This window comes from Streptomyces sp. R11, from assembly GCF_041051905.1.
Classification (GTDB): domain Bacteria; phylum Actinomycetota; class Actinomycetes; order Streptomycetales; family Streptomycetaceae; genus Streptomyces.
The window spans coordinates 4,979,453-4,998,894 of sequence record NZ_CP163432.1 but is presented as its reverse complement, the minus strand read 5'-3'; the positions used below and the strand labels follow the sequence as shown (position 1 = coordinate 4,998,894).

18 protein-coding genes are annotated in these 19,442 nt (G+C 70.8%); 8 read left to right on the top strand and 10 right to left on the bottom strand.

The features are described from left to right. Positions 1-5: 5 nt before the first annotated feature. From AB5J55_RS23175 to AB5J55_RS23160, 4 genes are all read right to left on the bottom strand, one after another. On the bottom strand, positions 6-194 hold the full coding sequence (locus tag AB5J55_RS23175) for a ferredoxin (protein ID WP_328425268.1): 189 nt from the start codon (positions 192-194) through the stop codon (positions 6-8). A 131-nt stretch (positions 195-325) separates the two neighbouring features. Further along, on the bottom strand, positions 326-1,540 hold the full coding sequence (locus AB5J55_RS23170) for an amidohydrolase family protein (protein WP_369272506.1): 1,215 nt from the start codon (positions 1,538-1,540) through the stop codon (positions 326-328). A gap of 77 nt (positions 1,541-1,617) precedes the next feature. Next, positions 1,618-2,424, bottom strand: a complete 807-nt coding sequence (locus AB5J55_RS23165; RefSeq protein WP_369272505.1) for a TIGR03943 family protein — start codon at positions 2,422-2,424, stop codon at positions 1,618-1,620. Further along, a complete protein-coding gene (locus AB5J55_RS23160; RefSeq protein ID WP_369272504.1) occupies positions 2,421-3,464 on the bottom strand; it encodes a permease in 1,044 nt (347 codons plus the stop codon). The genes AB5J55_RS23165 and AB5J55_RS23160 overlap by 4 nt, the downstream gene beginning before the upstream one ends. Positions 3,465-3,646: 182 nt before the next feature. Here AB5J55_RS23160 and AB5J55_RS23155 point away from each other — a divergent pair, with 182 nt between their 5' ends. Further along, entirely contained in the window at positions 3,647-5,572 is a 1,926-nt protein-coding gene (locus AB5J55_RS23155; RefSeq protein ID WP_369272503.1) for an NAD-binding protein, read from the top strand. 176 nt (positions 5,573-5,748) lie between these two features. On the opposite strand, the gene AB5J55_RS23150 is transcribed toward AB5J55_RS23155, so the two are convergent. Continuing rightward, the gene (locus tag AB5J55_RS23150; RefSeq protein WP_369272502.1) at positions 5,749-7,605 is read right to left on the bottom strand and encodes a prolyl oligopeptidase family serine peptidase; all 1,857 of its coding nucleotides are present in this window, start codon (positions 7,603-7,605) and stop codon (positions 5,749-5,751) included. A gap of 71 nt (positions 7,606-7,676) precedes the next feature. Between AB5J55_RS23150 and AB5J55_RS23145 the strand changes: the two genes are divergently transcribed. From AB5J55_RS23145 to AB5J55_RS23135, 3 genes are all read left to right on the top strand, one after another. Then, positions 7,677-8,525, top strand: coding sequence for a class I SAM-dependent methyltransferase (locus AB5J55_RS23145; RefSeq protein ID WP_369272501.1), 849 nt, complete (start codon positions 7,677-7,679; stop codon positions 8,523-8,525). A gap of 66 nt (positions 8,526-8,591) precedes the next feature. Then, positions 8,592-8,966 (top strand): nuclear transport factor 2 family protein, encoded by a 375-nt coding sequence (locus tag AB5J55_RS23140; protein WP_369272500.1) that lies wholly within the window; start codon positions 8,592-8,594, stop codon positions 8,964-8,966. Between the two features lie 44 nt (positions 8,967-9,010). After that, positions 9,011-9,853: an SURF1 family protein gene (locus AB5J55_RS23135; protein ID WP_369272499.1), complete on the top strand. Its 843-nt coding sequence runs from the start codon at positions 9,011-9,013 to the stop codon at positions 9,851-9,853. Positions 9,854-9,928: 75 nt separating this feature from the next. Here the strand turns inward: AB5J55_RS23135 and AB5J55_RS23130 are convergent, their stop codons facing one another. The 4 genes from AB5J55_RS23130 to AB5J55_RS23115 all read right to left on the bottom strand — a co-directional run bounded on the left by AB5J55_RS23130 (position 9,929) and on the right by AB5J55_RS23115 (position 14,513). Further along, positions 9,929-11,065: a hypothetical protein gene (locus AB5J55_RS23130; RefSeq protein WP_369272498.1), complete on the bottom strand. Its 1,137-nt coding sequence runs from the start codon at positions 11,063-11,065 to the stop codon at positions 9,929-9,931. Beyond that, the gene (locus AB5J55_RS23125) at positions 11,062-11,742 is read right to left on the bottom strand and encodes a SigE family RNA polymerase sigma factor (RefSeq protein WP_328425288.1); all 681 of its coding nucleotides are present in this window, start codon (positions 11,740-11,742) and stop codon (positions 11,062-11,064) included. Before AB5J55_RS23125 ends, AB5J55_RS23130 begins: the two co-directional genes overlap by 4 nt. A gap of 444 nt (positions 11,743-12,186) precedes the next feature. Then, entirely contained in the window at positions 12,187-13,239 is a 1,053-nt protein-coding gene (locus AB5J55_RS23120) for an aspartate-semialdehyde dehydrogenase (protein WP_369272497.1), read from the bottom strand. Further along, on the bottom strand, positions 13,236-14,513 hold the full coding sequence (locus AB5J55_RS23115) for an aspartate kinase (protein ID WP_369272496.1): 1,278 nt from the start codon (positions 14,511-14,513) through the stop codon (positions 13,236-13,238). The genes AB5J55_RS23120 and AB5J55_RS23115 overlap by 4 nt, the downstream gene beginning before the upstream one ends. 278 nt (positions 14,514-14,791) lie before the next feature. Here AB5J55_RS23115 and AB5J55_RS23110 point away from each other — a divergent pair, with 278 nt between their 5' ends. The 4 genes from AB5J55_RS23110 (at position 14,792) to AB5J55_RS23095 (ending at position 18,927) form a co-directional block, all read left to right on the top strand. Continuing rightward, positions 14,792-15,583: a tRNA-dependent cyclodipeptide synthase gene (locus AB5J55_RS23110; RefSeq protein ID WP_369272495.1), complete on the top strand. Its 792-nt coding sequence runs from the start codon at positions 14,792-14,794 to the stop codon at positions 15,581-15,583. Next, a complete protein-coding gene (locus AB5J55_RS23105; RefSeq protein WP_369272494.1) occupies positions 15,573-16,766 on the top strand; it encodes a cytochrome P450 in 1,194 nt (397 codons plus the stop codon). Before AB5J55_RS23110 ends, AB5J55_RS23105 begins: the two co-directional genes overlap by 11 nt. An 80-nt stretch (positions 16,767-16,846) precedes the next feature. Further along, positions 16,847-17,554: a response regulator transcription factor gene (locus tag AB5J55_RS23100; RefSeq protein ID WP_369272493.1), complete on the top strand. Its 708-nt coding sequence runs from the start codon at positions 16,847-16,849 to the stop codon at positions 17,552-17,554. Beyond that, entirely contained in the window at positions 17,551-18,927 is a 1,377-nt protein-coding gene (locus tag AB5J55_RS23095; RefSeq protein ID WP_369272492.1) for a sensor histidine kinase, read from the top strand. Before AB5J55_RS23100 ends, AB5J55_RS23095 begins: the two co-directional genes overlap by 4 nt. Here AB5J55_RS23095 and AB5J55_RS23090 read toward each other — a convergent pair. Then, positions 18,893-19,396 carry an SgcJ/EcaC family oxidoreductase gene (locus AB5J55_RS23090; RefSeq protein WP_369272491.1) on the bottom strand — a complete coding sequence of 168 codons (504 nt, stop codon included), beginning with the start codon at positions 19,394-19,396 and terminating at the stop codon, positions 18,893-18,895. The two genes, AB5J55_RS23095 and AB5J55_RS23090, sit on opposite strands and share 35 nt — an antisense overlap. Between the last annotated feature and the right edge of the window lie 46 nt (positions 19,397-19,442).

The following is a 19,442-nucleotide window of genomic DNA, read 5'->3' as shown; positions in this document are numbered from 1 at the left end:
CGCCGTTACCCCGTGAGGGAGATGGCCTGGGACGGGCACTTCTCGGCGGCCTCCCGCACCTGCGGGTCGTCGCCGCTGTCCTCCCGTCCCGGTCTCACCACGCCGTACTCGTCCACGAACTCGAAGACCGACGGAGCCCTGTGCACGCACTCGGCCGAGCCGTAGCAGAGGTTGGTGTCGATCGAGACCTTCATCCGTGCTCCCGTCGCGGACCGCCGTCGCCTACACGACCGAACTGCCCATCGGCCACGCCCCTTTAATCACCGATCCAGCCCTGATCCAGCCCTGATCCAGCCCTGCCCTCCCCTGATCCAGCGCTGATCAGTCACTGATCAAAGGGGAGTTCGAGCATCCGGATCGCGTTTCCGCGCAGCAGCTTGTACGCCACCTCGTCGGAGAGCCCGCCGACATGCTCCGCGGCCACCCGCTTCGTCTCCGGCCAGGTCGAGTCGACGTGCGGGTAGTCCGTCTCGAAGGTCGCGTTGTCGACGCCGACCGTCTCGATCGCCTCGATGCCGTGCTTGTCGCGGAAGAAGCAGCAGAAGATCTGGCGGTAGTAGTACGTCGACGGCGGCTCCGGGATCAGGTCCTTCACGCCGCCCCAGGCCCGGTGCTCCTCCCAGACGTCGTCCGCGCGCTCCAGGGCGTACGGGATCCAGCCCATCTGGCCCTCGCTGTACGCGAGTTTCAGCCGCGGGAACTTCACCAGGACCCCGGAGAAGAGGAAGTCCATCATCGACGCCATGGCGTTGTTGAAGCTCAGCGAGGCCTGGACGGCGGGCGGGGCGTCGGGGGAGGCGGCCGGCATCTGCGACGAGGACCCGATGTGCATGTTGACGACCGTGCCGGTCTCCTCGCACGCCGCGAAGAACGGGTCCCAGTAGCCGGAGTGGATGGACGGCAGCCCGAGATACGTCGGGATCTCGCTGAACGTCACCGCGCGCACCCCGCGGGCGGCGTTGCGATGGATCTCCGCGACCGCGAGGTCGATGTCCCACAGCGGGATCAGGCACAGCGGGATCAGCCGGCCGCCGCTGTCGCCGCACCACTCCTCGACCATCCAGTCGTTGTAGGCGCGCACGCAGGCGAGCCCGACCTCCTTGTCCTTGGCCTCGGCGAAGGTCTGGCCGCAGAAGCGCGGGAAGGTGGGGAAGCAGAGCGAGGCCTCGACATGGTTGATGTCCATGTCCGCCAGCCGGGCCTTCGGGTCCCAGCAGCCGCGCCGCATCTGTTCACGCGTGATCCCGTCGAGCGTCATCTCGTCCCGGGAGAAGCCGACGGCCGCGATGATGCGCTTGTACGGGAACAGGCCGCCCTCGTACTCCCACCAGTCGGTGATCTGACCCTCCGGGTCCGTCGTGAACCGGTACTTCCCGCCGATGTACTGGAGTTCCCCGATCCCCGCGGTGAGGGGCTTCGGTCCCCGGTCCCGGTACTTGGCCGGGAGCCAGGTCTCGAAGAGGTGCGCGGGCTCGATCACGTGATCGTCCACGCTGATGACTTTGGGCAGGTCTTTGGTGCCGCTCTCGGTACTGGCCACGCCTTGCCTCCCGAATCTGACGACCCATCAGATTCAGCGTAGGGGGCGTCCTGGGGACCGGCAAGAGAGTGCACTCGTCAGCTGTTCCAGCTCTCGTCGTACGGGTCCGTCGGCGCCGCCACCGGCTTCGCCGCCGTGACCTCGATGAACGGGATCGGCCCGCCGTTGACCGGGTCCTCGGCGCGGCGCGGGACGTAGGTGCCGGTGACGCGGAGCCAGGTGTCCGGCTGGAGGACCGGCGGGACCTCGCCGGTCAGGGCGACCTTGACCGGCTGGGCGTCGGCGGCACAGCAGTTGAGGGCCATCCGCACGAGGTAGGGGGTGCCGTCGCGGTCCAGGGCCAGGAACCCGGTGAGCTGGACCTGGCGGTGGCGCAGGGTGCGGCCGTGGTCGTAGACGGCGCGGCCCGCGTAGTCGACGAGGCTGAGCCTCAAGGGATCGGCGGCGGGGAGGGCGGGGTAGGCCAGGGGTTCCTGGAGGGCCGTACCGGTGCGGGTCGCGCTGTAGGAGCCGAGGGCGGGCGGGGCCACCAGGATCAGGGCGAGGAGGGGGAGGACGAGGAGCCAGGAGATGCGGGGTTCGCGGTGACCGTGGCCGTCATGGCTGTCGGGGTTCTCGTGGCTCTCGGAGTTCTCCTGGTGCTCGGCGTTCTCGGGGTTCTCCTGGCCGTCCCTGTGGTCGGCGGTGTGCTGCCCCTGCCGCCGTGCCCGCTTCCGCTCGTACCAGACCGTCGCCACCGCCGCCGCGACCAGCACCGCGCCGGCCACCAGCACCAACGGGCGCAGGCCCTGCTTTACGTACCGCAGATAGAGGTCGGTGGTGGCCGCGTGCAGCAGGGACGCGCCGAGCAGGAACAGGACGGCCGACTGGGCCTGACGGTTCACAGGATCACCGCCCCGACCAGCACCGACACGACCACGGCCAGCACAAAGGTGGCCGGTGCGAAGCGCAGGGCGAAGGCGCGGCCGAAGGTGCCCGCCTGCATCGCGAACAGCTTCAGGTCGATCATCGGGCCCACGACGAGGAAGGTGAGCCGGGCCGTGAGCGAGAACTGCGACAGCGACGCCGCCACGAACGCGTCCGCCTCCGAGCAGATCGACAGCACCACGGCGAGGACCGCCAGGGCCAGGACCGACAGCACCGGGTTGTCGGCCGCCGTGCTCAGCCATGTCTCCGGGACCACCGCCTTGAGGGTCGCCGCCGCCATCGCGCCGACCACCAGGAAGCCGCCGGCGTGCATCACGTCGTGGCGGACGGAGCCCCAGAAGGCCTCACCCTTGCTCTGGCCGTCGTAGGCCTGGCGGGACGGCGGTTTCAGCCAGTCCGTACGGCCGAGGCGCAACCACAGCCAGCCCATCGCGCAGGCCACCAGCAGGCTCGCGACCAGGCGGGCGAGGACCATCTCCGGGTTGCCGGGGAACGCGACCGCCGTCGACGTCAGCACGATCGGGTTGATCGCGGGCGCGGACAGCAGGAACGCCAGCGCCGCGGCCGGGGTGACGCCGCGCCGTACCAGTGCCCCGGCCACCGGTACGGACGCGCACTCGCAGCCCGGCAGCACCGCGCCCGCCGCCGAGGCGACCGGGACGGCGAGGGCGGGGCGGCGGGGCAGGGCGCGGGCGAAGAAGGACGGCGGCACGAACACCGCGATCGCCGCAGACAGCAGCACGCCGAGCACCAGGAAGGGCAGTGCCTGGACCATGACCGCGACGAACACCGTCGTCCAGCTCTGCATGACCGGTGCGGAGAGGGCGCGGCGGATCGGGCTCTGGAGGAGCACCAGGCCGAGCATGAGCATGGTGAGCAGGAGCGAGGAGTTGAGGTGCCGGCCCTCGTCCCCGGCGCGCTGCCTCGGCGTGCGGCGGTCGTCGCGGTCGTCCGTCCCGCCGTCCCTTTGCTGCGGGGCCGCTTTGGTGATCGCCACGGGCGAGGTACCTCCGGTGGTGCGGTAGGGCGCTGGCTTCCCTCCCCTCCAGTACGGCCGGACGCGAGCGGGCGTTCAGACGCCAAGGGGCCACTTCTGGAACCACCCGTCACATTGAGGCAGTCTTTTCCCTTGTGGCGAGCGTTCCGAATCAGGGCTTAGGGAGTGACACGGCCGCACACATGGTGGTGTGCGGCGACGACGGCCTCGCGCACCGGCTGGCCGCCGAGTTGCGTGGGGTGTACGGCGAGCAGGTGACGCTCCTCGTGCCACCCTCCGAGCGCACGGTACGACCACCGGTCGTGGGCCGCGCCCGGGCCGCTTCGGCGGCGTTGCTCGGAGCGGTCACCGCGGCCGTCAACCGTGCGGGCGGCGGAGCCGTCGGCGGCGGCGAACCGGCCGGGAGTATCCGGGTGGTGGAGGCCCCCGAGGCCACGGAGGCCGCGCTCGCCGACGCGGGCGTGGAACGGGCCGACGCGCTCGCCCTCGTCTATGACGACGACGAGACCAACATTCGCGCCGCCCTCACCGCCCGCCGCCTGAACCCCCGCCTCCGGCTCGTCCTGCGGCTGTACAACCGCCGGCTGGGCCAGCACATCGAGGAACTCCTCGACCAGGCGGCCGCGTTGGCGACGGGCGACGGCGATGCCGGTCTCGACGCCTCCACGACCGTCCTGTCCGACGCCGACACCGCCGCCCCCGCGCTGGCCGCCACGGCCGTCGCCGGCACCACCAAGGTCGTACAGACCGACGGCCTGCTCCTGCGCGCGGTGGAGCGCCCGCCCCTGCGCCCGGGACAGTCGGCACCGTCCGGGCTGGCCACGCTGGCCCTGCTGTCCACGACCAACAACGACCCGGCCGGGACGGACGGTTCGGAGAACGGCGACGAACAGGGACCTCTGCTGCTGCCGGACGCGGCGGCCGCGCAGGGGGCCCGGGGCCGCGGAACGGTCGTCCTCGAGCAGGTGTCGTACGCGGGTCCCTCCCTGCCCTCGGGGCGAGGCGTCGTGCCGTCGTTCGCCTCGCTGTTCTCGCGGCGGCTCCGGTGGTCGCTGGCCGTGCTGGTGGGCTGTGTGGCCGCGCTGGCCGTCGCGCTGACGGTGGTGACCGGGGAACACCCGCTGCACGCCACGTACATGACCCTCCTCGACCTCTTCGCCATCAACGAACCCGCCCTCCACCAGTCCCTGGCCCGGCAGATCCTCCAACTGCTGTCCGGGCTGATGGGTCTGCTGCTGCTTCCCGTGCTGCTGGCGGCGGTGCTGGAGGCCCTCGGCACCTTCCGCTCCGCGTCCGCCCTGCGCAAACCGCCGCGCGGGCTGGGCGGGCATGTGGTGCTGCTCGGCCTGGGCAAGATCGGCACCCGGGTGCTGACCCGGCTTCGGGAACTGCACATCCCTGTGGTGTGCGTGGAGGCCGACCCCGACGCGCGCGGGATGGCCACGGCGCGGCGGCTGCGGGTGCCGGTGGTGCTCGGGGACGTCACGCAGGAAGGTGTCCTGGAGGCCGCGAAGATCCATCGGGCGCATGCGCTGCTGGCGGTGACCAGCGCGGACACGACCAATCTGGAGGCCGCGCTGTACGCCCGCTCCGTGCGGCCCGACCTCCGCGTGGTCCTGCGTCTGTACGACGACGACTTCGCCACCGCCGTGTACCGGACCCTGCGGGCCGCGCACCCCCATGCGTCCACGCGCAGCCGCAGCGTGACGCATCTGGCCGCGCCCGCGTTCGCCGGGGCGATGATGGGGCGGCAGATTCTGGGGGCGATTCCTGTCGAGCGGCGGGTGCTGTTGTTCGCTGCGGTGGATGTGGGTGGTCATCCACAGCTTGAGGACAAGACCGTCGGTGAGGCCTTTCGGGCCGGTGCGTGGCGGGTGTTGGCGCTGGATCGCACGCCGCGGGACGAGCGGCGCGAGGAGCGTCGGGACGAGCCTGCGGTGGAGGAGGCCTACGAGGACGGCGGCGGGGTGGGCGGTGTGTCGGGGTGGGTGTGGGATCTGCCCGACGCGTATGTCCTGCAGAAGGACGACCGGGTGGTGCTGGCCGCTACTCGGCGGGGGTTGGCGGAGCTGTTGGGGAGGCGGTCGCGGGAGCGGGCGGGGGCTTAGGGGGGTGTTTTCGCCCCCGCCGCCCCCCTACCCGTCCCGTCCTTGTAGGGGCGCTGCCCCTTCGACCCCGGACCTGGGGGCTGCCGCCCCCAGACCCCGCTGTCGGCTTGAACGGCCTCGTCCTCGAACACCGGACGGGCTGAAGAGCCCAGGACCGGCGTTGAGAGGCGGCGGCCTCAGGCAGCCGAGGCCCTCCCCTCCAAGTGCCGCTCCGCGAAGTCCAGTTCCAGACGCACCTGCTTGATCCGCTCGTCCACCACCAGGGAACCGTGGCCCGCGTCGTACCGGTACACCTCGTGTACCGCCCCGCGGGCCTCCAGTCGCTTGACGTAGTTGTCGATCTGCCGGATCGGGCAGCGGGGGTCGTTCACGCCGGCCGCGATGTAGACCGGGGTCTTCACCTGGTCGACGTAGGTCAGGGGGGACGAGGCCTCGAAGCGTTCGGGGACCTCCTCCGGGGTGCCGCCCAGGAGGGTGCGGTCCATGGCCTTCAGGGCTTCCATCTCGTCGTGGTACGCCGTGACGTAGTCGGCGACGGGGACGTTCGCGATGCCCAGCGTCCATGCGTCCGGCTGGGTGCCGAGGCCGAGGAGGGTGAGGTAGCCGCCCCAGGAACCGCCGGTCAGGATGAGGCGGGCGGGGTCGGCCAGACCGGAGGTCACCGCCCATTCGCGGACCGCCGCGATGTCCTCCAGCTCGATCAGGCCCACCCGGTGCTTGAGCGCGTCCGTCCAGGCACGCCCGTAGCCCGTGGAGCCCCGGTAGTTGACCCGCACCACCGCGTACCCGTGGTCCACCCAGACCGCCGGGCCCGCCGCGAACGCGTCACTGTCGTGCCAGGTCGGGCCGCCGTGGATGTCGAAGACGGTGGGCAGAGGGCCCTCGGCGCCCGCGGGGCGCTGGACCAGGGCATGGATACGGCCGCCCGGCCCTTCCACCCACACGTCCTCCACCGGGACCGAACCGGGGGACTTCAGGCCGGGCGGGTCCAGCACCACCCGCCCCGTCGTCGACCGGACCGCCGACGGCTCCGCGGCCGACGACCACAGGTACTCCACGCTGCCGTCCGGACGGGCCGTCGCGCCGGACACGGAGCCCGCCGGGGTCGGGATCCGCTCCAGCTCACGCCGGGCCAGGTCGTACCGGAACAGCTCGCTGCGGGCCTCGAAGCTGTGCGCGATCAGCAGACCGGTCCCGTCGGGGTACCACTCGGCACTGACGTCACCGGGCAGCTCCAGCGCGAGGTCCGTCTCCTCCCCCGTCGCCACGTCCCACACCAGCGGCTCCCAGCGGCCGCGCCTCTGGTGGCCGATGAGCAGGCGGGCGTCACCGTCCACCGGGGCGAAGCCCAGGACCTCCAGGCCCAGCTCCTGCGTGCCGCCCTTGGTGTCGTCGAGCTCGGCGACCGCCGAGCCGTCGGGGCGCAGGACACGCAGCGCGGAGTGCATCGCGTCGCCGTGCTCGGTGTGCTCGACGGCGATCAGCGTGCCGTCGTGCGAGAGGTCGCCGACGCCCGCGGACTCGCGGTGGCGGTAGATCTCCACCGGGGGCTCACCGGTGCGGGCCAGATGGACGGTCGTGCCGTCCTCGTCCGTCGAGCGGCCCACGATCGCCGTACGCCCGTCCCGGCCGAGGGCGAGGCCGGCCGGGTAGGACGGGTCCAGGCCCGGCGCCGCGAGCTCGTCCTCGCCGCCGGTGAACGGCTGGCGGCGCCAGACGCCGAACTCGTCGCCGTCCTTGTCGTCGAACCACCAGATCCACGCGCCGTCCGGGGTGAGCACGCCGTCCGTGGTGCCGTTCGGCCGGTCGGTCACCTGGCGCTGCTCGCCCGTCGCACGGTCCCAGGCATACAGCTCGTACGTCCCTGTGGCGTTCGACACGAACAAGGAGCGGTCCGGGGCGTCCTCCGCCCAGTCGGGCAGCGACACGCGAGGTGCCCGGAAGCGCTTCTCCCAGTCGGGCATGTCCTTGCCCGGCCTGTCCTTGTCCTGCATGTGGTGATCCCGCGAATCGGACCCGTGGCTCTCAGTCATGGCCCCATAGTGCCTGGCCCGGCCGACAAATTCGCTGGCGAGGCCCCCAGCCTGTGGATAACTTCGCGACCATGCACTCCGTGATCCCCCCGGACTGGAACGAGGCCAACCGCGCCATGTGGGACGAACGCGTCCCGCTGCACGCCGCCGGAGCCTTCTACGACCTCCCCGGCTTCCGCGCCGGCGCCGACCCCCTGCGCGACTTCGAGCGGGCGGAGGTCGGGGACGTGACGGGCCGCACGCTGCTGCATCTGCAGTGCCATATGGGCCTGGACACCCTGTCCTGGGCGCGGCACGGCGCCGCCCGTGTCGTGGGCCTGGACTTCTCCGAACCGGCGGTGGAGACGGCCCGCTCGCTCGCCGCCGACCTGGGTTTCGGGCCCGACCGGGCCGCCTTCGTCGCGGCCGACGTGTACGACGCTGCGCAGGCGGTGCCGGACCCCTCGTACGACATCGTCTACACCGGCGTGGGCGCCCTGTGCTGGCTGCCCGACATCCGCCGCTGGGCCGAGACGGCGGCCTCCCTCGTCGCGCCGGGCGGGTTCCTCTACCTCGCCGAGTTCCACCCCATCACCGAGGCCCTCGACGACGAGACGGGCTCCCGGATCGTCCGCGACTACTTCGACCGCGACGCCCAGGTGTACGACATCCCCGGCACCTACGGCTCGGACACCGCCGACACCGTCAGCAACCGCAGTGTGGAGTGGCAGCACCCCATCGGCGAGGTCGTGACCGCGCTCGCGGCGGCCGGGCTGCGCATCGAGTTCCTGCGCGAGCACGACGTCTCGCTGTTCCGCCGGTTCGAGTCCTTCGAGAAGCGCGACGGCTATTTCCGGTTTCCCACGGGGCGGCCGCGGGTTCCGCTGATGTACTCGCTGCGGGCCGGCAAGGACCGACCGATGGCCCGACCCACGGACTGACCGCTCGATCATGGGCGTTAGCGCAGGTCAGAGCCATTGTCAGTGGCGGGGTGCAGACTCCTTTCCATGACCGATCTGCGCAGGACAGTCGAGAGGTTCTGGGCCACCGCCGCGGCCCGGGAGTGGGACGCGTTCGCCGAGACGCTCGCCGAGGACGTCGTGTACACGCTGCCGCAGACGCGGGAGCGCATCAGCGGGCGGGAGCGGTATGTGCGGTTCAACCGGGAGTATCCGGGGGACTGGCGGCTGCGCGTCGAGCGCGTTGTCGCCGAGCCGGGGCAGGTCGTGACCTGGATCCACTTCACGGTGGGGCTGGAGGAGATGTACGGCATCTCGTTCTTCACGGAGGACGGGAGCGGTCGCATATCCACGGTCACGGACTTCTGGCCGGAGCCGTACGAGCCGCCGGCGGGCCGCGAACATCTCGTCGAGCGGTACTGACCCCGCGGCCCGGCCCGTTGCCGGAGCCCCGTACCTTTGAGGGCGTGTACCGGTTTCTGCTGACGCCCCGTTGGTGGGGGATCAACGTCTTCGTGCTGCTCGCCATCCCCTTCTGCGTGTTCATGGGGTCGTGGCAGCTGAGCCGGTTCGAGGCGCGGGTGGAGGACCACCGCAGCGCCGGTGAGCAGGCCGCGGAGAACAAGCAGGAGGCGGCCCGTCCGCTCGCCGAGCTGCTGCCCGTGGACAAGGCGACGGTGGGCAAGCAGGTCACCGCGAGCGGCCGGTACGGCAAGCAGCTGCTCGTGCCCGACCGCGAGCTGGACGGCAAGCAGGGCTATTACGTCCTGACGCTGCTGCACACCGACGACGGCAAGACCCTGCCGGTGGTACGGGGCTGGCGGCCGGGCGACGCCGACAGCGCCGCGATCCCCGCCGCCCCGTCCGGCGAGGTCACGGTCACCGGGGCGCTCCAGGCGTCCGAGGTGCCCGGCGAGAACGGCGTGCCCGCGCAGGGTGGCCTGCCGTCCGGCCAGACGGGGGCGATCAGCGCGGCGTCGCTGGTGAACCTGGTGCCGGACGACGTCTACGACGCCTGGGTCACCCTCAACAAGGCCGACTCCGGCATGAAGCCGGTCCCGGTGGCCGCTCCCAACGACACCGGGCTCGACCTGAAGGCGTTCCAGAACCTCGGCTACACCGGCGAGTGGTTCGTCTTCGCGGGCTTCGTGGTCTTCATGTGGTTCCGGCTGCTGCGCCGCGAGGCGGAGTTCGCACGGGACGCGGAACTGGGCCTGCTCCCGGACGGGGAGACCGACGGGGACGAAGGGAACCGGGCCGATGCCGGGGGCGCCGGCGAGGACCCGACGCAGGAGAAGGCGAACGCCTAGGCGCACGCCGGGCGACAACGCCCGGCAGGCGCGACAGCCCGGCAGACCGCGACAGCGCCGCTGCCGCCCCGTGCCCTACGCCCCCGGCAGCAGGCCCGTCCAGTACACCGTGCCCGCGCAGGCGTTGGACACCGTCACCGAGGCACTCGGGGCTCCGGCCTCCGGGGTGTTGGTGACCGCGACGCTGCCGTCGGCCGTGGTGTCCTCCGTCAGCAGCTGGGTGGAGGTGCCGGTGTCGCCGCCCGTGGAGGTGCCCTCGCTCGTGCCAGGCGTGCCCTCGGTGGGGGTCGGGTCCGGTGAGGGGTCGGGGCCGCCCGTGCCGCCGCCGTTGTTGTCACCCGTCGTGGGGCAGGTCGCCGAGGGGAGCCAGGCGAACTTGACCTCGTAGGAGGCGCCCGCCTTGAGGACGAGGGAGGCGTACTCCGTCGACGGATCGGGCAGGCCGACCGCGGGGTCACCGGCGACATGCCGGGCCGAGGTGACCTTCGTCGGGTCCGCGGCTCCCTGCGGCACCACACCGACCGTGCCGGGGCCGCTCACCGTGCACTCGGTGGTGGAGACGTTGCTGAAGCGGAAGGTGCCGTACACCGTGCCGGACGAGTCGGGCAGATCGGCGGACGCAGCGGACAGGCCGAGCTGGTCCGAGGTGCACACGGCTATGCCGGCCGTGCTGGTCGCCAACGGGTCGTCGGGCTTTCCGGAGCCTGTGCCGGGACCGGTGCCGGTGCCCTTGTCGTCTTCCTTCTCGCCGTCCTTGCCCGTGCCCTCGGTCCGGCCCGAGGTGCCGCCGGAGGTGCCCGCGCCGCCCTCCGTCTGCTTGCCCTCCCCGGCGCCGCCCTGCGCCTGCTCGCCGTGGCCGACGGCGGACGGGTTGACGTCGGAGCCGGTGGAGTTGGAGACGTGCACGAGGGCGGGGACGGCGGTGCCGATGAAGAGCACCGCGGCCGCCGCGCCGACGAGCGCCTGCCGCTTGCGCGCCCGCCGGGCGGGGACCGCCCGCCGAAGATGGTCCAGCGTGCCGTCGCGCGGCTCGATCTCGTCGACCGCGGTGTGCAGCATGCGGCGCAGTGCCAGCTCGTCCGAGTCGAACCCCTCGAGGCTCTGGTCGTCGGGGCCGTGGTTCACAGTTCCGTTCCCAGCGTGCGATTGCTTCGGCTGTTGCTTGTCCGGCCACCCTGCCGGGTCACGCCGGCCGTCATGGTCCTCGCTCATGCCGGCGCCTCCATCGCGACCCGCAGCGCCGCGATGCCGCGCGAGCCGTACGCCTTCACCGAGCCCAGCGAGATGCCGAGCGTCTCGGCGACCTGGGCCTCGGTCATGTCCGCGAAGTACCGCAGGACCAGCACCTCGCGCTGCCGACGCTGCAGGCCCTTCATCGCCTTGATGAGGGAGTCGCGTTCGAGCTGGTCGTACGCCCCCTCCTCCGCGCTCGCCATGTCGGGCATCGGCTTGGACAGCAGCTTCAGGCCGAGTATGCGGCGGCGCAGGGCGGAGCGGGAGAGGTTCACGACGGTCTGGCGCAGATACGCCAGCGTCTTCTCCGGGTCACGCACCCGCTTGCGCGCGGAGTGGACGCGGATGAACGCCTCCTGGACCACGTCCTCGCAGGAGGCGGTGTCGTCGAGGAGGAGCGCCGCGAGACCCAGCAGCGAGCGGTAGTGCGCCCGGTAGGTCTCGGTGAGATGGTCGACGGTCGTGCCGGCCGCCGCGCTGTTCTCGGCGAGCTCGGCGCCGTCGCGCTGACCTGGGATGCGGGCGGGCCGCGCTGCGGGCATGGGCGCGATCACCGGCATGCCGCCGGGCGTACCCATGCGGGGTCGGACGGGACGGCGGGGCGGCCGTAGGGCCGTACCGCGGGTCGCCGCGCTGAAGTCGAGAACCTCTGCCACGCCAGTTGGACACGCGTACCCCCGAGAGGGTTGTACGTGCCGGACGTCACTTTTGCGTCAGTCCCCGCGAGGGGGCCTCCGCCCACGGCAGCTGAACCTCCGGACCCCGCAGCCGACCGTCTCGTGCCAGGCAGCACAACTGACCGTGCGTCAAACGCCCACATGCCTACCCGCTCTTCCCTTATGTCTATATGTGAGCGGACGTCCCCACGCCTGCTCATTTGGCGTCCCCACGCCAGAAAAAACGCGTCTCCACGCCCCATAAGGGCGACCGCAAAGACGCTCCCCGCCCTGCAAGCGGTTGCAAGAGCGGGGAGGAAAATCTTCAGCTGCCGCCGGGGCCCGGTTCAAGTGGTCCGGACCATCGATCAGCTCACACTTTTCACACAGATCCTACAAACGAATCGGCCCAGGCCCAGGAGTTTTCCGGTGCCGCCGGGGGCCTCACGAAAACTCCGCCGCCACGAGCTCCGCGATCTGCGCGGTGTTGAGGGCCGCGCCCTTGCGCAGATTGTCTCCGCAGACGAAGAGTTCGAGCGCCGTCGGATCGTCGAGCGCGCGCCGCACCCGGCCGACCCAGGTCGGATCCGTGCCGACCACATCGGCGGGCGTTGGGAACTCGCCGGCCTCCGGGTCGTCGTACAGCACGACCCCCGGCGCCGTCGCCAGGATCTCGCGCGCCTTGGCGACCGTGACCTCGCCCTCGAAGCGGGCGTGCAGGGTCAGCGAGTGCCCGGTCAGCACCGGCACCCGCACACAGGTCACCGCGACCGGCAGCTGCGGCAGCCCGAGGATCTTGCGGGACTCGTCCCGCACCTTCATCTCCTCCGACGACCAGCCGTCCTCGCGCAGCGACCCGGCCCACGGCACGACGTTCAGCGCGACCGGCTCCGGGAACGGCCCGGTGTCGTCGCCCACGGCCCGCCGTACGTCACCGGGGGCGGTCCCCAGTTCCGTACCCGCGACCAGGGACAGCTGCTGCCTGAGCGTCTCCACACCGGCGCGACCGGCTCCGCTCACCGCCTGGTACGAGGACACCACCAGGGAGCGCAGCCCGAACTCCGCGTGCAGCGCGCCCAGCGCCACGATCATGGAGAGAGTCGTGCAGTTGGGGTTGGCGACGATCCCGCGCGGCCGCATCCGGACCGCGTGCGGATTGACCTCGGGGACGACGAGGGGCACCTCCCGGTCCATGCGGAAGGCGCCCGAGTTGTCCACCACCACCGCACCCTTGGCGGCGGCGACCGGCGCCCAGCGGGCGGCCACCTCGTCCGGTACGTCGAACATCGCGACGTCGACCCCGGCGAAGGCCTCCTCGGTGAGCGCCACCACCTCGACCTCCTCGCCGCGCACGGCCAGCTTGCGGCCGGCCGAGCGCGGCGAGGCGATCAGACGGATCTCACCCCAGATGTCCGCACGCTGGGACAGGATCTGGAGCATGACCGAGCCCACGGCCCCGGTCGCTCCCACGACCGCGAGCGTCGGTCGTCGGGTCATCGCCCGGTGCCTCCGTACACGACAGCCTCGTCGCTGTCGGAGTCGAGCCCGAAGGCGGAGTGCACGGCGCGCACGGCCTCGTTGACGTCGTCGGCGCGGGTGACCACCGAGATACGGATCTCGGAGGTGGAGATCAGCTCGATGTTCACGCCGGCGTCGGACAGCGCCTTGAAGAAGTCGGCCGTGACACCGGGGTTGGTCTTCATGCCGGCGCCGACGAGGGAGATCTTGCCGATCTGGTCGTCGTAGCGCAGCGAGTCGAAGCCGATGCCGTGCTTGTTCTTCTCCAGGGCGTCGATGGCCTTGCGGCCCTCGGCCTTGGGGAGCGTGAAGGAGATGTCCGTCAGGCCCGTGGAGGCGGCGGACACGTTCTGCACGATCATGTCGATGTTGATCTCGGCGTCGGAGATCGTCCGGAAGATCGCGGCGGCCTCGCCCGGCTTGTCCGGCACACCGACGACCGTGACCTTGGCCTCGGAGGTGTCGTGCGCGACACCGGAGATGATGGCCTGCTCCACCTGCTTTTCCCCTTGCTCGATCGGCTCGCTGCTGACCCACGTGCCCTGAAGTCCGCTGAAGCTGGACCGGACGTGGATCGGGATGTTGTACCGGCGGGCGTACTCCACACAGCGGTGGAGCAGCACCTTCGAGCCGGACGCAGCCAGCTCCAGCATGTCCTCGAAGGAGATCCAGTCGATCTTCTTCGCCTTCTTGACCACGCGCGGGTCGGCGGTGAACACGCCGTCGACGTCGGTGTAGATCTCACACACCTCGGCGTCGAGCGCGGCGGCCAGCGCGACCGCGGTCGTGTCCGACCCGCCACGCCCCAGCGTGGTGATGTCCTTCTTGTCCTGACTCACGCCCTGGAAACCGGCGACGATGGCGATGTTGCCCTCGTCCACCGAGGTGCGGATCCGGCCCGGCGTCACATCGATGATCCGGGCTTTGTTGTGGACCGAGTCGGTGATGACACCTGCCTGGCTGCCGGTGAACGACTGGGCCGAGTGGCCCAGGTTTTTGATCGCCATGGCCAGCAGGGCCATGGAGATCCGCTCTCCTGCGGTCAGCAGCATGTCGAGCTCGCGCCCGGCAGGGATCGGGGATACCTGCTCGGCGAGATCGATCAGCTCGTCCGTCGTGTCGCCCATCGCGGAAACCACGGCGACCACCTGGTGGCCGTTCTTCTTGGCTTCCACGATCCGCTTGGCGACGCGCTTGATGCCCTCGGCATCGGCTACGGAGGAGCCTCCGTACTTCTGCACGACAAGGCCCACGTGCGCTCCTCGCTCAGTCCGTGTGTGTCGGCTCAGTCTATCGAGCGTCCGAAAACGACCTTGGGGTTCCCAGATGGTGAGATTCGGACGCTCCGGGATGGTGTCTGCCCGGCCGCGGGCAGGGCACTCCGGAAAGTGGGGCAGGTCACTACCGGCGGGGTACCGGCGCCAAGAGGGCATTGACGCTCTCCGTAGCCAAACGCTAACTTCGCGTCGTCGTCGCCACACCAGGAGCACACGGCTCCATCGGGACTTGCGACGCGAAGGACCCTCCTCCTTTGACGACTGCGACCGCTTCAGAGATCCAGCACGTCACTCCAGCCGCATCGGCACCCGCCACGGACCACCCGGACGCGGATTTCCCGACCGGCCTTTTCAAGATCGAGCCCTTCACACCCCACTGCGAAGTCATCCGCGTCGCCGGTGACCACGCCGTCATCGGCGTCTCCCCCGGCAACAGCTACTTCTCCGCCGCCCGCGTCCACGACCTGGCCCGCTGGGGCCTCGCGCTCTTCGAGCGGGTGGACTTCGTCTACACCGACCTGTACGTGGCCGAGATGTACGCCGCGTCCGGCTATCCGCCCGAGGACGCCCGCCGCAAGGCGGTGAAGAACCTGCGCGGGGTGCGGGCCAAGGTCCTGGGCGCCGTCCAGGCCGTCGACCCCGGCGGCACCCGCCTGTATGCCCACGCCATGTCCGACTTCCGCGGCAACACGGCGTACCGCGAGATCCACGACCGGCTCCAGGCCCGCCTCGCCACCGACGACGAGTTCCGCACGACCTGCGAGAAGCTCGTCGACACCTTCCTGGCAGGCAAGGCGGGACGCGCGAGCGCCGCCCAGCGCGAGGTCTGCCTGGCCTACGTCTGCGCCGAGGCCCCCCTGTTCCTGGACACCCCGGCCATCCTCGGCGTCCCCTCCTCCCTCAACTGCTACCACCAGCTCCTGCCGATGGCCGAGCTGCTCTACTCCGGCGGCGCCGGCCTGCGCGCCTCCCGCAACCAGGGGCACGCCATCGTGACGCCCGCCGAGGGGACCGACCCGGAGGAGACCGGCACCGATGTCCACTGAAACGCTCACCACGATCGACTTCCCGTTCTCCTGGCGGGGCGACCAACTCCCCGCCGAAGTAGAGGAGCTGCGCACCGGCACGCCCGTGCGGCGGGTCCGCACCATCGCCGGCGACGAGGCCTGGCTCGTGTCGTCGTACGAACTCTGCAGGCAGGTGCTCGAAGACCCCCGGTTCAGCCTGAAGGACACCTCCGCCCCCGGCGTGCCCCGCCAGTACGCGCTGACGATCCCGCCCGAGGTCGTCAACAACATGGGGAACATCACCGGGGCCGGGCTGCGCAAGGCCGTACTGAAGGCGCTCAACCCGAAGAGCCCCGGCCTCGCCGAGTGGCTGCGGTCCTACGCCGCCGAGCTCGTCGACGGGCTGGTTCGCGAGGGCGCCCCGGCGGACCTGCGCGGCGGCTTCGCCGACCCCTACTCGGCGGGCATGCACTGCCGCATCCTCGGCATCCCGCCGCAGGACGCGCCCCGGCTGATGCGCAGCCTGGACATCGCGTTCATGAACTCGGCCTGCCCGGTCGCGGGGGCCCGGCTGAACTGGGACCGGGACATCGCGTACATGACCGAGCGGCTCGACGACCCGGCGACGACTGGCCTGATGGCCGAGCTCGCCGCCCTGCGCACCGACCCCGACTACGGTCACCTCACCGACGAGATGCTCGCGACGGTCGGGGTGACGATGTTCGGCGCCGGCGTCATCTCCACCTCGGGTTTCCTGACGATGGCGCTGGTGTCGCTGATCCAGCACCCGGACCTGCAGGCCGAACTGATCGCGCACCCCGGGAGGATCCCCGCGGCCGTGGACGAGCTCCTGCGCATCAACCTGTCCATCGGCGACGGTCTGCCGAGGCTCGCGACCGAGGACGTACAGCTGGGCGATGTTCAGGTGAAGGCGGGCGAGCTGGTCCTCGTCCTCGTCGAGGGCGCGAACTTCGACCCGGCCGCCTTCCCCGACCCGTACACCGTCGACCTCACCCGCGAGAACAGCACCGCGCACCTCTCGTTCGGCGGCGGCCGGCACTACTGCCCCGCCACCGCCCTCGGCCGCAGGCACGCCGAGATCGCCCTGGAGACCCTGCTGGAGCGGATGCCGGAACTGCGCCTGGCGGTGCCGATCGAGCAGCTGGTGTGGCGGACCGGATTCATGAAGCGGATTCCGGAGCGGCTGCCGATCATGTGGTGACAGCGGGTTTGCCCGCACATCGCCTGTTCACGGGCTCGGCGGCCGGACGTCTTTAAAGTTCAACCACTATGGTTCGCCCTGTGCGCGTACTTCTGGTGGAAGACGACGAACCGGTCGCCGAGTCGCTCCGGCGAGGACTCCTGCGGTACGGCTTCGAGGTGGCCTGGGTCACCACGGGCAGCGCGGCGCTCAGTCATGACGACCCCTACGACGTCGTACTCCTCGATCTCGGCCTGCCCGACACCGACGGACTCGACGTCTGCAAGGCCCTGCGCGAGCGCGGCGACGTCCCGATCATCGTGATCAGCGCGCGCAGCGACGAGACGGACCGGGTGGTCGGGCTGGAACTCGGCGCGGACGACTACGTGTCGAAGCCCTTCGGGGTCCGCGAGGTCATCGCGCGGATAAGGGCGGTGATGCGGCGCGCCCAGCCCCGTACGTCCGCCGAGACCGGCCCGGACCACTACGGACCCCGCCTGACCATCGACCGCAAGGCCGCCCGCGTCCGCCTGGACGGCTCGGAGGTGGCCCTCGCGCCCAAGGAGTACGACCTGCTGGCCTTCCTCACCGAGGAGCCCGGGGCGCTGATGTCGCGCGAGCAGATCATGGAGGCGGTCTGGGACGCGAACTGGTTCGGCCCGACGAAGACGCTGGACGTGCATGTGGCGGCGCTGCGGCGGAAGCTGACGGGGGCGATCACGATCGAGGCGGTGCGGGGGGTCGGGTTCCGGCTGGAGATCGTCAAGGGTGACGGGGGCGGGAGCAGCGGGGGCGACGGCACGTCATGATCCGTCAGCTCGTCCGCAGTTACGTCCTGCTCGTCGCGGTCGCCATCGCCCTGTTCACCGTGCCGGTGGCGTTCACGCTCACCGACCAGCTCCGCGAGGACACCAAGGCGTCCGTCCTGCGCGAGGCCAACGCCATGGCCCTGCTGCTGGGCAACGACGAGAGCGCCGCATGCGAGGCGCTGGAGGAGATGGCCAACGCCTACGAGGACGAGATCCAGGCGACCGCCACCGCGGGCTGCGCCGCCGACCTGCCGCGACCCACCGCGGACGAGGCGCTGACCAGAGCTCTGCGATCGGGCGAGCCCTCGGTCGACTGGGGCTCCGACTTCATCTGGGGTGACACCCTGGTCGTCACCGTCCCCGCGCACGAGGGGGCCACGGCCGGCGGCAGCGACAAGGGCCCGGTCGTCGGCGCCGTACGCATCAAGTACTCGACCGGCGAGATGACCAGCCGCCTGTGGCAGATCTGGGGCTTTCGCGCGGTCCTCGCCGTGCTCGTCCTGGGTGTGGCCGCCGTGATCGGCGTCGTGGTGGCCCGCCGCCTCACCCGTCCGCTGCGCCAACTCAACGACATGGCGAGCAAGTTCAGCGACGGCGACCTCACGGCCCGCTCCCCCGTCACCGGCCCGCAGGAGACACAGACACTCGCCCGCACCCTCAATCAGGGCGCGGAACGCCTGGACACCCTGATCGCCTCGCAGCGCATCTTCGTCGCGGACGCCTCGCATCAACTCAGGACCCCTCTCACGGCTTTGCGGCTGTCGCTGGACAACATCGCGGACGGTGTGGACGACGAGTTCGTCAAGGAGGACGTGGAACAGGCGACCGCGGAGGTCGTCCGGATGAGCCGCCTGGTGAACGGCCTGCTGGTCCTGGCGCGGGCGGAGGCGAAGGTCACCGCGGCCGAGCCGTTGGCCCTGGGGGACATCGTGCAGGAGAGGCTCGCGGTGTGGAGGCCGGCCGCCGACGAGCGCGGAGTCACCATCGCGCTCAGGGGGAGTGCCGACGGCCGGCTGCTGGTGCTGACCAGCCCCGGTCATATGGAACAGGTGCTGGACAACGTGCTCTCGAACGCCCTGGAGGTGTCACCGGACGGCGGCACGATCACGGTCCGGATGGAGCCGAGGGGCGACGAGGTGGTGCTGTCGGTGGACGACGAGGGCCCGGGCATGTCGGACACCGACAAGTCCCGCGCCTTCGACCGCTTCTGGCGTGGCAAGGGCCTGACCGGGCGCGCGGGCTCGGGGCTCGGCCTCTCCGTGGTCAAACAACTGGTGACCGACGACGGCGGGACGGTGACCCTGGGCGACGCGCCCGAGGGCGGGCTGTCCGTGCGGATCAGCCTTCGGGCATCTTCGAGGAGTGGTGGTTGACGATGAGCCACTCACCGCCGCGCTTCTCGTACGCGTACGTGTAGCGGGCCTTGACGACGCTCTTCTCGCCGGTCTCGGGATCGGTGAGCGTGAACTGGTAAGTACCCGCATCGATCACGGAGTTGCTGTCGAGGACGTTGATGTGCGTCTCGATCTTCTTGCCGACGGGCTTGTTGGCGAGGAAGTGCTCGAAGTAGTCGACTATGGCGGCATGGTCGGCGCGGACCTCGTTGGACACGGTCGGCAGCAGGACCGCGTCGCTCGCGTACAGGTCCGCGACCTGCTCCGGGTCTCCGGTCTGCAGCGTCCTGTTCCACTGGTCGAACAGGGCGGCTATCTGCTTCTTGCCGGGCTTCCCTTCACCCCATCCGGGCCCGGCGGCCGCGGCACCGGCGGCGACGGTACCGACGGCGACAAGGGCGGTGGCGGTGACAATGGCTACGCGCTTGCTTGTGGAACGACGAGTCATCGCATCTCCAGGGGTCTGGTGGAAGTGACTCCAGATTCGCCTGGCG